General features: G+C 66.6%; 9 protein-coding genes. 8 read left to right on the top strand and 1 reads right to left on the bottom strand.

The features are described 5' to 3' along the window. Window positions 1-12 precede the first annotated feature (12 nt). From M1E10_RS05975 to M1E10_RS05940, 8 genes are all read left to right on the top strand, one after another. Complete coding sequence (locus tag M1E10_RS05975; RefSeq protein WP_499177097.1) at window positions 13-1,002, top strand: ABC transporter ATP-binding protein; 990 nt, start codon at window positions 13-15, stop codon at window positions 1,000-1,002. Continuing rightward, window positions 999-1,979, top strand: coding sequence for an ABC transporter ATP-binding protein (locus M1E10_RS05970; RefSeq protein ID WP_499175472.1), 981 nt, complete (start codon window positions 999-1,001; stop codon window positions 1,977-1,979). Before M1E10_RS05975 ends, M1E10_RS05970 begins: the two co-directional genes overlap by 4 nt. Window positions 1,980-1,989: 10 nt before the next feature. Continuing rightward, the gene (locus M1E10_RS05965; RefSeq protein ID WP_499175471.1) at window positions 1,990-4,356 is read left to right on the top strand and encodes a penicillin acylase family protein; all 2,367 of its coding nucleotides are present in this window, start codon (window positions 1,990-1,992) and stop codon (window positions 4,354-4,356) included. A 7-nt stretch (window positions 4,357-4,363) separates the two neighbouring features. Beyond that, window positions 4,364-5,515, top strand: coding sequence for a M20 family metallopeptidase (locus M1E10_RS05960; RefSeq protein ID WP_499175470.1), 1,152 nt, complete (start codon window positions 4,364-4,366; stop codon window positions 5,513-5,515). A 49-nt stretch (window positions 5,516-5,564) separates the two neighbouring features. Beyond that, window positions 5,565-6,338 carry a TSUP family transporter gene (locus tag M1E10_RS05955; RefSeq protein ID WP_499175469.1) on the top strand — a complete coding sequence of 258 codons (774 nt, stop codon included), beginning with the start codon at window positions 5,565-5,567 and terminating at the stop codon, window positions 6,336-6,338. A 15-nt stretch (window positions 6,339-6,353) separates the two neighbouring features. Continuing rightward, window positions 6,354-7,340, top strand: coding sequence for an Ldh family oxidoreductase (locus tag M1E10_RS05950; RefSeq protein ID WP_499175468.1), 987 nt, complete (start codon window positions 6,354-6,356; stop codon window positions 7,338-7,340). 36 nt (window positions 7,341-7,376) lie between these two features. Continuing rightward, entirely contained in the window at window positions 7,377-8,486 is a 1,110-nt protein-coding gene (locus M1E10_RS05945; RefSeq protein WP_499175467.1) for an NADH:flavin oxidoreductase/NADH oxidase, read from the top strand. A 102-nt stretch (window positions 8,487-8,588) separates the two neighbouring features. After that, window positions 8,589-8,897 (top strand): hypothetical protein, encoded by a 309-nt coding sequence (locus tag M1E10_RS05940; RefSeq protein WP_499175466.1) that lies wholly within the window; start codon window positions 8,589-8,591, stop codon window positions 8,895-8,897. Between the two features lie 48 nt (window positions 8,898-8,945). On the opposite strand, the gene M1E10_RS05935 is transcribed toward M1E10_RS05940, so the two are convergent. Next, complete coding sequence (locus tag M1E10_RS05935) at window positions 8,946-12,560, bottom strand: hydantoinase/oxoprolinase family protein (RefSeq protein WP_499175465.1); 3,615 nt, start codon at window positions 12,558-12,560, stop codon at window positions 8,946-8,948. Window positions 12,561-12,668: the final 108 nt, after the last annotated feature.

The raw sequence follows: 12,668 nt of genomic DNA, 5'->3' as shown, positions 1-12,668 counted from the left end.
TATCGGATGGACATGGACCCGCGCCCGCTGCTGTCGGTTGAAGACCTGACCATCGAGATCGACGGTGCCAATGTCGTCGACGGAATTTCGTTCACCGTCGCTCCGGGGAAGGTGATGGCGCTGGTCGGCGAATCCGGCTGCGGCAAGTCGCTGACCTCCTATGCCATGCTCGGCCTGCTGCCGCCGGCGGCGAGGCTGTCGGCCGGGAGTGTGCGTCTGGGTGACCGCGACCTCACCGCGCTATCGGAGCGGGAGTTCCGCAAGGCGCGCGGCAAGGAGATATCGATCATCTTTCAGGAGCCGAGCGCCTCGCTCGATCCTCTGACGACGGTCGGCGCCCAGATTGCCGCCGCCTATCGCACGCACCACAAGGTGTCGCGCACGGAGGCCTACGCCAAGGCACGCCAGATGCTCGCCGACGTCGGCATTCCCGATCCGGACCACCGCCTGCACCAGTACCCGTTCGAACTGTCGGGAGGCATGTGCCAGCGCATCATGATCTCGATCGCGCTGATCTGCAGCCCGCGTGTGCTGGTGGCCGACGAGCCGACGACGGCGCTCGACGTCACGATCCAGGCGCAGATCCTCGACCTGATGAAGAAGCTCGTCGCCGACCGCGGCACGTCGATCGTCATCATCACCCACGACATGGGCGTGGTCGCCGACATCGCCGACGACGTGGCGGTGATGTATGCCGGGCGTATTGCGGAACTGGCGCCCGTCGAGGCACTTTTCGCGACACCCAAGCATCCTTATACGGCCCTGCTGCTCGCCAGCGTTCCCAAGCTCAGCGACGCGCCGAAGGCAGATCTCGCGACGATCGAGGGCCGGGTGCCGACGCCCAACGAATTCGGCGCCGGCTGTCGCTTCGCCGATCGCTGTCCGCTGGCGACCGAGAAATGTCGGGTCGAGCAGCCGCCACTCTTCGACTGCGGCGGCGGCCACCGCTCCGCCTGCTGGCACATCGACCGCATGGCCGAAATCCGTGAGATAGCCGCATGACCGAAGACCTGCAGAATGTTCTCGAACTGCGCGACGTCGCCGTCCATTTCGGTGGTCGCGGCGGGCTTCTGGGCTCGTCCGGCGTGGTGGTAAAAGCCGTCAACGGCGTCGATCTCGACATCAAGAGGGCCGAGACCGTGGCCCTCGTCGGCGAATCCGGCTGCGGCAAGTCCACGCTCTCCAACACCATCGTCGGACTGCAGGCGCCGGTGTCGGGAAGCGTCAGGATCAGCGGCGAAGAGGTGGTTGGCGCCGATCGCCGCAAGCTCAACGACATCCGCCGCAAGGTGCAGATGATCTTCCAGGATCCCGCGCTGTCGCTTGACCCGCGTTCAACCATCGGGGCGACCATCGGCGAGCCGCTGATCGTGCGCGGCATTGCGCGCGGCAAGGCGCTGAAGGAGCGCGTCGGAGAGTTGTTGACGCAGGTCGGGCTGCGGCCGGAACATGCCGACCGCTATCCGCATCAGTTCTCCGGCGGGCAGCGGCAGCGCGTTGTGATTGCCCGGGCGCTCGTCCTGGAGCCGGATCTCTTGATCTGCGACGAACCGGTCTCGGCCCTCGACGTCTCGGTGCGGGCACAGATCCTCAACCTGCTCGTGGCGCTGCAGCAGCGCATGGGTGTCTCCTACCTCTTCGTCTCCCACGACCTCAGCGTCGTGCGCCACATCTGCGACCGGGTGGTGGTCATGTATCTCGGGCGCTTCGTCGAGATTGCCGACCGCGACACCTTCTTTGCCGATCCCAAGCATCCCTACACCCGGGCGCTGATGTCGGCGGTGCCGGAGGCCGATCCCGTCGTGCAGCGCGGCAAGCAGCGCTTCATCCTGCAGGGCGAGCTGCCGAGCCCCGCCAACATCCCCTCCGGCTGCGCCTTCCATACGCGCTGTCCGCTGGCCACCGAGATCTGCTCCAAGGTGCGACCGGAACTGACCCCGCGTCCCGACGGCGCCCGCGTTGCCTGCCACCACGCCTGAAAGACATGCCATGACCGATCGCGCCACTGAAGAAACCATCGGGCTTTCGGGACTGAGCGCCGGGGCCGAGATCCGGGTCGACCGATGGGGCATCCCGCACATCCGGGCGGCGAGCGAGACGGACCTGTTTTTCCTGCAGGGCTTCAATGCCGCGCGCGACAGGCTCTGGCAGCTCGACCTCTGGCGCAAGCGCGGCCTCGGCCTGCTGGCTGCCGATTTCGGTCCCGGTTATCTCGCCCAGGACCATGCGGCGCGCCATTTCCTCTATCGCGGCGACATGCAAGCAGAATGGCTTGCCTATGCGGATGACACGCAGGCGATCTGCACCGCCTTTGCTGCAGGGGTGAACGCCTATATTGCGCTCTGCGAACGGGAGCCCGAGCGCCTGCCGTTGGAATTTTCCCTCTTCGGCACCCGCCCCGCTGAATGGCAGCCGGAAGACGTGGTGCGGATCCGCAGCCACGCGCTGACCCGCAATGGCGTCTCCGAAATCCTGCGCGCCAACGTCATGGCGATGGCCGATGCCACCACCGATCTCCTGCGGTTCGAGCTCGACCCGCCGGTGGAGCCGAAACTGGCGGACGGGCTTTCCTTCGCGGACATTCCACTGGAGGCGGTGCGGCTCTTCAAGCTTGCGACCGCGCCGGTGACCTTCGAAAAGGAGCGGCTTGCTGCTGGTCTCGCCGACGCCTGGATCTGGACCGAAGTGACGGATCTCGGCGAGGTCGTGCAGCGCAGCGCCGAAGAAGGCTCCAACAACTGGGCGGTCCACGGCTCGCGGACGGAAAGCGGACGACCCATCCTCGCCAGCGACCCGCACCGCGCCCATGCCGTGCCCTCTCTGCGCTACCTCGTTCACCTCGAAGCACCGGGCCTCAACGTCATCGGGACGGGCGAACCCAGCGCTCCCGGCGTCTCGATCGGCCACAACGACCGCACCGCCTTCGGCCTCACCATCTTCGGGGCGGACCAGGAGGATATCTACGTCTACGAGACGAAGGATGGCGACCCGGACCTCTACCGCCACGCGGAGGGCTGGGAAAAGATCGAGCGGGTCGAGCAGGGCTTCGCCGTCAAGGGCCACCCCGCGCAGGTGCTGACGCTGTCGTTCACCCGTCACGGGCCGGTGCTGCACGAGGACCGGGCGCGCCGCCGCGCCGTCGCCATGCGCACCGTCTGGCACTCCCCGGGGTCTGCCGCCTATCTCGGCAGCCTCTCCTACATGCGCAGCCCATCGGCTGCGGCGTTCGCGGATGCGCTTGGCCATTGGGGCACGCCCTCGGTCAGCCATGTCAGCGCCGATGTGGACTGCAATATCGGCTGGTTCACGGCCGGCTTCACGCCGGTGCGCCGCAACTGGCAGGGACTGCTGCCGGTGCCGGGCGACGGCAGCCACGAATGGGACGGCTTTCTGCCGCCTGAGGACCTGCCGCGCAGCTTCAACCCTGCCACTGGCTTCGTGGCCTCCGCCAACGAGATGAACCTGCCCGCCGATCGCGATCCCGCCGCTCCCTCCATCGGCCACGAATGGGCGGAGGGAAGCCGGGCAAGGCGCATCAAATCCGTGCTCGCCGCCGACCGCAGCCATACGCTGACCGCCTCCATGGCGCTGCAGACGGATGTCTATTCGCGACCTGCCGAGGTGATCGTCACCCTGCTCAAGGAGGTGGCCTCGCGAATGTCGGCAGACGCTGTCCGTCTGCACGGGATCAAGCTCTTCCAGGGCTGGGACTACCGCCTCGAGGCAGACAGCGCCGCTGCCGCGCTCTTTGAGGTCTGGTGGATGAAACATCTGCGGCCCGGCCTCCTGGCGCGTTTTGCGCCGGACCAGGCTGTGCGCCAGCTTCTGTTGCCTGGCGATTTCGACCGGCTTCTCTCGCTGCTCCAGGCGCCCGAACACCTCTGGAGCGGCGAAGAGCGGGACGCGCTGATGCTTTCGACCCTGGCGAAGGGTTGGGAGGATTGCGCGGCCCGGCTCGGCGCCGACCCGTCCGCATGGCGATGGGGTGACCTGCACCGGGCGCTCTTCGAGCATGCGGCAAGTCGCGTGAAGCCCGAAGCGGATGCCGCATGGAATGTCGGTCCGCTGCCGGTCGGCGGCAGCCGCTCCACCCCGATGCACGCGGCCTACCGGCTTGGCGACTTCGTCGTCAATTCCGGCGCATCTGTTCGCCTCGTCATGGATGTGGGCTCCTGGGACGACAGCGTCTGCGTCAACACGCCCGGTCAGTCGGGCGATCCGCGATCGCCGCATTACGACGATCTGTCCGGCCCATGGTCGCGCGGAGATTATGTGCCGCTGCTCTACAGCCGCGACAAAGTGGATGCCGCAACCGCCCATCTGATCCGGCTCGTGCCCGCAGACAACGAGGAGTGATACCGCGATGACCCTTCCCATCACCACGGGCGACGTCGATCTTGCCGCCTTCCTCGACGAACTTCGCCTGTGGGTGGAGATGGAAACGCCCAGCGGAGATGCCGCCGCCGTCAACCGGCTGGCGGATCGTATCGAAGTCCTGGCACGCGATACATGCTTTTGCGTCGAACGAACGCCCGGTAGGCTCGGCTTCGGCGACATCCTTGCCGTCCGAACGCCGCGGCTGGAGGGATACAACGCCAAAAGCGTCCTGATCCTCGCCCATATCGACACGGTGCACGCGACCGGGACCATCCGGGAGAAACTGCCGCTCCGCGAGGATGGCGACCGTCTCTACGGTCCGGGCATCTATGACATGAAGGCTGGCGTGCTGATGGCGTTCGAGGCCATGAAGCTCGCCACGAAGATGGGCCACAACCTGCCGATCGACCTGCTGATCGTGCCGGACGAGGAAGTGGGCTCCAAGAGCTCCCGGCCGCTGATCGAGGCGTACGCCCGCAACGCGGCCTATGCGCTCGTCGTCGAGCCGGCCCGCGACGGCGGCAAGATCGTCACGGCCCGCAAGGGCGTCGGCATGTTCGATATCGTCGTTCGCGGCCGTGCCTCGCATGCCGGCGTGCGCCCGCTCGACGGTCGCTCGGCGATCCGGGCCGCCGCCCGCCTGGTTCTGGAGCTCGAGGCGCTGAACGATCCGGTCCGCGGCATCACCGTGACAACCGGCATGATCCACGGCGGCACCGGGCGCAACACCATTCCGGCGGAATGCCGCCTGCAGCTCGACCTGCGCCTGCCCGACGCGGCAATAGCCGCCGAGGTGATCGACAAGATCCGCGGGATGACGCCTGTCGATCCCGACATCACCTTCGAGATTTCGGGCGATCTCAACCGCCCGCCCTTCGCCCAGAGCGAGGAAGGGCGTCGCCTCTTCGACCACACGGCCAGGATCGCGGCCGAACTGGGCATCACGCTGGAAGGCATGGTGACCGGCGGCGGTTCAGACGGCAATTTCACTGCAGCCCTCGGCGTGCCGACCCTCGACGGGCTCGGGGCCGATGGCGCCGGCGCCCATACCTTCGACGAGCATATCCTGGTCAGCAGCCTGGTGCCGCGAACGGTGCTCCTCGCCAACCTGATCGCCTCGCTGGACAGCAAGGCATGAACCGACCGGCCATGATCGGTGTGGCTCCAGGCAGTGGGGAGCGTCGCGCTTGACCGCTTTGCAGGCTCTCGCCTTCATGGTCATGGCGGGCTTTGCCGCCTATGTGCAGACGCTGACCGGCTTCGCCTTCGGGCTGATCCTGATGGCAGCGGTGGCGCTGAGCGAGATCCTGCCGCTGCGCGATGCCGCCGTCGTCACCGGCGTGCTGACGCTGGTCAATGCCGCGATCATGCTCACCAAGGGTTGGACCGAGGTGCTGAAGAGGCAGTTCGTGCTCGTCCTTCTGAGCAGCCTGCCGTCGCTGGTGATCGGCTATCTCCTGCTTGCGCATCTGGCGGACAATGGCCTGGTGGTCCTGCGCATCCTGCTCGGCGCGATCATCATCGTTTCATCGTTGCAACTGATCATGCCGCCACGGCGTGAGGAACGGCAAGCCGGAGACGGGTCCTTCATCGGCTTCGGGGTGTTCTCCGGGCTGATGAGCGGGTTGTTTTCCACCAGCGGTCCGCCGCTGGTCTATCATTTCTATCGCCAGCCCTTTCCGATGGTGGCCATCCGCGAGACGCTGGTCGCGATCTTCGGCGTCAACGCGCTGATCCGGCTCGGCGTCGTCTTTGCCGACGGCACATTTCCGGACCGGCAATATTGGGCGGCCTTCCTGGCCATCCTTCCGGTGATGGCCGGCACGCAGCTTGCCCGCCGCCTGCCGCCGCCGATTTCGCCGCGACTGCTGAAGCTGATCGTCTTCGTTCTCCTCTGCGCGTCAGGTGCTTCGCTCGCCCTGCCAGCAATTCCGGCCGCCTTGCGGATGGCCGGATACTGACTAGAAGGTCTCGTCATGCATCTTACCGTTTCCGAAGCCGAAGACCTCGTCGTCTCCATCCTGCTGCGCAGCAAGGTGACCGAAGACAATGCCCGCTCCGTGGCCAGGGCGCTGGTCGCCGCCGAGGCTGCCGGCCAGGGCGGCCACGGGCTGCGCCGGGTTCCGACCTATGCCGCGCAGGCGATTGCCGGGAAGGTGGACGGCTTTGCGACCCCGGTGGCGGCCAAGACGGCCGAGGCCGTCCTGCGCATCGATGCCGCCTTCGGCTTTGCCTATCCGGCGCTCGATCTTGCGGTGGCAGAGCTTGCGCCGCTTGCCGCAAAGACGGGGATTGCGCTTGCCGCCATCCACCGCTCGCACCACGCCGGCGTCATGGGGCTGACGGTCGAGCGCTTCGCCGAACGGGGGCTCGTGGCGCTGATGGTCGCCAATACACCCGCGGCCATGGCGCCCTGGGGTGGCAGGACGGCACTCTACGGCACCAACCCGATCGCCTTCGCCGCCCCCTTGCCGGATGGTGATCCGATCGTCATCGATTTGGCCATGTCGAAGGTCGCCCGCGGCAAGATCGTTGCCGCGAAGCAGAAGGGTGTCGCCATCCCCGCGGACTGGGCGCTCGATACCGACGGCCATCCGACGACCGATGCCGCAAGGGCCGTGGAGGGCACGATGATGCCGCTCGGGGACGCCAAGGGTGCGGCGCTTGCGCTGATGGTGGAAATCCTCGCGGCCGGGATCACCGGCGCGCAATACGCATTCGAGGCCTCGTCGCTGCTGGATGACAAGGGGCCACCGCCGTCCCTCGGCCAGACCATCATCGTCATCGACCCGAAGGCGTCCGGCGGCGCCGACATGCTGCCGCGCCTCTCCATGCTCGCCGAGATGATCGGCAGTGATCCGGGAGCCCGGCTTCCCGGCAAGCGCGGCGCCACGCACCGGCGCGAGGCGCTTGCCAACGGACTGGTGCTGGACGACGACATCCTGCAGCTTCTCGGCGCCTGACCGCAGACCTATTTCGAGCCATTGAAGGAAACCCAGATGCCCCACCTGTTTTCACCGGCAACCCTCAAGAGCGTCACGCTCAAGAACCGCATCGTGGTGTCGCCCATGTGCCAGTACCGCGCCGAGGATGGCCGGGCCAACCATTGGCACACGGTCCACATGGGCAACCTGGCGCTGTCGGGCGCCGGCACCGTGATCATCGAGGCGACGGCCGTCGAGCCCGCCGGACGGATCACGCCGGGCGACCTCGGCCTCTACGACGATGCGACGGAAGCGGCCTTGCAGACGGCAATCGAGGCGGTGCGGGTGGTGCAGGACTGCGCCGTCTTCATCCAGCTCGGCCATGCCGGGCGCAAGGCCTCCAGTCACGTTCCATGGGAAGGCGGCCCGTTGATGAGCCTGGAAGAGGGCGGCTGGGAGACATCCGCGCCCTCGGCCATTCCGTTCAAGGAGGGCGACCGCGCGCCCACCGCGATCGATGCGGCCGGGCTCGTCCGGATCCGCGAGGCCTTTGTCGATGCGGCCAGACGTGCGGCCCGGCTCGGCTTCGACGGGATCGAAGTGCATGCCGCCCACGGCTACCTCCTGCACCAGTTCCTGTCGCCGCTCTCGAACCGCCGCGAGGATGCCTATGGCGGCTCGCTGGAGAACCGGATGCGCTTCCCGCTCGAGGTGTTCGAGGCCGTCCGGGCCGTCTTTCCGGCCGATCGGCCGGTCGGCGTGCGCGTCTCGGCGACGGACTGGGTCGAGGGCGGCTGGGACCTGCCGCAGACGGTTGCCTTCGCCAAGGAGCTGGCGGCAAGGGGCGTCGATTTCGTCGACACGTCGTCCGGCGGGCTGGTGCCGCAGCAGAAGATCACCACCGGCCCCGGCTATCAGGTTCCCTTCGCCGAGGCGCTGAAGACGGAGGCGGGTGTCGCGACCTTCGCCGTCGGCATGATCACCGAGGCCGAGCAGGCAAATGCCATCATTTCCGAGGGCAGGGCGGATTTCGTGGCGCTCGGTCGCGGCCTCCTCTTCGATCCCCGCTGGCCCTGGCGCGCTGCGGCAGCCCTTGGCGAAACGATCGAGGCACCGCCCTCCTACTGGCGCGGCCTGCCGGCGGACAAGGCCGGTCTGTTCAGGGCCAAAATCGTGGCGCGCTAAGCGCGACAAGCCGTCATCCTGCTGCCAAAACACGCGGCCTGCGAAACCACTGGGTCATCCAGGCGTTTGTGCCTGGAACCTTGGAAAGCAGGAGACAGCCTCATGGCAGACGACAGCACGATGACGATCCGGGCAACCTTCGCAACGCGGGCGGCGGCCGACCTCGCTGTCGAACATCTCGTTCAGCAGCATGGCATCTCGCGGCCCGACATCTTCATCCAGTCCACGGGCGATGAGAATACGGCAGGCTCCCGGCCGTCAGGCGGCGATGCATCGCATGAGGGCGGTGCTCGCGAAGACGCGGCCCTCGAAGGCGAGATCGAGGTGTCGGTCGATATCCCCGCCAGCGAGAGTGCCGCGGTGCGGCGCAGCCTCGGTGATGCCGATGCGATCTGGGTCTCCGGTGGCTGACAATAGACGGAGCCGCGTTCCGGCGGCTCCAGTTTCCTCCGCGAAGGATCAGCGGCGCCTGCCGTAGCCGCCGCCCGTCGGGGTCACGACGCAGACCGCTTCGCCCGCCTCAAGCACCGTCTGGCCGCAGCCGCCGAGATCCTCCAGCCGTCCGTCGAGGCGCCGGACGGTTGTCGATCCCAGTTCGCCTTCCTCGCCGCCCGCAAGCCCATGCGGTCGGATCGTGCGGTGCGAGGAGAGGATGGCGCAGTCCATCGTCTCCAGGAAGCGGATGGTGCGCTTCGTGCCGTCGCCGGCCGACCACTCCCCCTTGCCGCCGGAACCCTCGCGGATGTGGAAATCCTCCAACAGCACCGGGTAGCGCGTCTCGAGAATCTCCGGGTCCGTCAGGCGCGAATTGGTCATGTGCACATGCACGGCATCCGTGCCGTCAAAGCCGGAGCCGTCGTTGAAGATCCCGGCGGGCGAGCCGGAGCAGAGCGTTTCGTAATACTGGTAGATATCGTTGCCGAAGGTGAGGTTGTTCATCGTGCCCTGACTGGCTGCCATGGCACCGAGCGCGCCGAAGAGCGCGTTGGTGACGTGCTGGCTCGTCTCCACGTTGCCGGCGACGACGGCTGCCGGATACTGCGGCTTCAGCATGGAGCCGTCCGGAACCATGATGCGGATCGGACGCAGGCAGCCGGCGTTCATCGGGATCGAGCTCTCGACCATGACCCGGAAGACATAGAGGACGGCTGCCCGTGTCACGGGCTCCGGCGCATTGAAGTTGTTCGGCTTCTGCGGACTGGTGCCGGTGAAATCGACGGTCGCCTCGCGCCTTGCCTTGTCGACGGTGATCTTCACCACGATCGTGCTGCCCTGGTCGGTGGCGTAGGAGAATGAGGAATCGCCGAGCTTCTCGATGACGCGGCGTACACTTTCCTCGGCATTGTCCTGCACATGGCCCATGTAGGCCTGCACCACGTCGAGCCCGAACTGCGCGATCATCTTGCGCATTTCGTGGACACCCTTCTCGTTGGCGGCGATCTGCGCCCGCAGGTCGCCGACATTCTGGGCAACATTGCGCGCGGGGTAGGGATGGTCGGAGAGAAGCCGGGTAATGCCGGCCTCGTCGAAACGTCCCCGGTCGACCAGCAGCACGTTGTCGAAGAGGACGCCCTCCTCGTCGACGGTCGTGGCAAGCGGCGTCATGGAGCCCGGCGCCGTGCCGCCGACATCGGCGTGGTGGCCGCGCGAGGCGACGTAGAACAGGATGCCGCTGCCGGCATCGTCGAAGACCGGGGTCACCACCGTGATGTCCGGCAGATGCGTGCCGCCGTTATAGGGCGCATTCAGTGCGAAGACGTCGCCGGGGCGGATTTTTCCTGCGTTGGCGGCGATGATGGATTCCACCGAGCGGTCCATGGAGCCGAGATGCACCGGCATGTGCGGCGCATTGGCGACCAGCGCGCCCTGCGCATCGAAGACGGCGCAGGAGAAGTCGAGCCGCTCCTTGATGTTGACCGAGGAGGCGGTGTTCTGCAGCGTCACGCCCATCTGCTCGGCGATCGACATGAAGAGATTGTTGAAGACCTCAAGCAGCACGGGATCTGCCTCGGTGCCGATCGCCTTGCTGCGGGCCAGCACCTTCACCCGCTTCAGGATGACATGTTCGAGCGCGGTGATCTCGAAGGCCCAGCCGTCCTCGACGACGATCGTCTGGTGTGGTTCGACGATGAGGCAGGGACCGGAAGCCTTCGCGCCCGGCCGGATGTCGGCGCGGCGGTAGACGGGTGCTCGGCGCCACTCGCCGCCGGAGAAGAAGCGCGTTTCGTCGGCAGCCGTGGGAACAGAGGCGTCGAGCGGATGCGTCGGCTCGCTTGCCTCGGCACCGCCGCCGATCGCCTCGACTTCGTAGGACTCGAAGATGATGTCGCGGTTTTCGAAGATGAAGCCGAACTGCTTGCGATGAAGCGCCTCGAAGATCTCCGTCATCCCGGCTACATCGGAAATCGGCAGGGCGATCGTCGTGTCGGTGCCCTGGTAGCGCAGATGCGCCCGGTGCAGCACCTGCGTATTGGCCTCGGCCACACCCTGTGCCGCCATCTCCTGAAGCGCGCTGGAGGTCAGTTCGTCGCGGACCGGGCCGAGCGCAGCCAGGGCGTCGGATAGTTCAGCGGACACGGTCTTCTGGCGGGTCGCCCGGATATCGGCAAGCCCCATGCCATAGGCGGAGAGGATGCCGGAGAAGGGGTGGATCATCACCGTCGAGATGCCCAGCGCATCGGCGGTCAGGCAGGCGTGCTGGCCGCCGGCGCCGCCGAAGCACGTCAGCACGTAATGGGTCACGTCATAGCCGCGCTGAACGCTGATCTTCTTGACGGCATTCGCCATGTTCTCGACCGCGATGGCCAGGAAGCCGTCGGCCACCTCTTCCGGCGTGCGTCCGTCGCCGATGACCTCGGCCATCGACTCGAAGCCTTCGCGCACGGCGTCCGCATCCAGCGGCTGATCGCGGTTGGGGCCGAAGATCGCGGGGAAGAGGTCGGGCGAGAGCTTGCCCAGCATGACGTTGGCGTCGGTCACCGTCAGTGGGCCGCCGCGGCGATAGGCCTTGGGTCCGGGATTGGCCCCGGCCGAATCGGGGCCGACGCGGAAGCGGCCGTTCTCGAAATGCAGGATGGAGCCGCCGCCGGCCGCCACCGTGTGGATCGACATCATCGGCGCGCGCATTCGCACGCCCGCCACCTCCGTCTCGAACGATCGCTCCAGTTCGCCGTCGTAATGGGACACGTCCGTGGAGGTGCCGCCCATGTCGAAGCCGATCATGCGGGTAAAGCCGGCAAGCCTGGAAGTCTCCACGGCGCCGACGACGCCGCCGGCCGGGCCGGAGAGGATCGCGTCCTTGCCCTGGAAGAGATCGGCCGCCGTCAGTCCGCCGGAGGATTGCATGAACATCAGGCGCGCGCCGTCCTGGCCATCGGCGCCGAGTTCCGATGCGACCTGCTCGACGTAGCGGCGCAGGATCGGCGAGAGATAGGCGTCGACCACGGTCGTATCGCCACGTCCGACCAGCTTGATCAGCGGCGAAACCTCATGGCTGACGGACACCTGGGTGAAACCAATCTCGCGGGCGATCCGCGCGGTCAGCTGCTCGTGCTCGGGGTAGCGGTAGGCGTGCATGAAGACGATGGCGAGGGCGCGGTAGCCCGCATCGAAGCGGGCCTGCAACTCTTGGCGAACGACCGTCTCGTCGGGCGACGCCTCGACCTGTCCGTCGGCGCGCACCCGTTCGTCGATCTCGACCACAGCGCTGTAGAGCAATTCCGGCTTGATGATCTTCTTGGCAAAAATGTCCGTACGGGCCTGGTAGCCGATCGCCAGCGCGTCGCGGAAACCGCGGGTCGTGACGAGCAGCGTCCGCTCGCCCTTGCGCTCCAGCAGCGCATTGGTGGCGACCGTCGTTCCCATCTTCACGGCGCCGATCGAACCGGCAGGAACAGGCTCGCCCGCCTTCAGCCCCAGGAGCTCGCGGATTCCCTGCACGGCGGCGTCCCGATAGGCTTCCGGATTTTCCGACAGGAGCTTGTGAGCAATGAGCTGGCCATCCGGTCGGCGCCCGACGATGTCGGTAAAGGTGCCGCCACGATCGATCCAGAAATCCCATCTCGCGTCTGTCATGTCCCGCCTCCATGGAAGAGTATTTTCCTTAACGAATGCATTTCGTCGATAAAACGTCAATGATTGATTGACAGCAAATTGCACATTGCTGCATCATGCCTGCATAAC

The sequence above is a fragment of the Rhizobium sp. PK7-22 genome (assembly GCF_056530405.1).
This window is presented reverse-complemented; position numbering and strand designations above follow the sequence as displayed.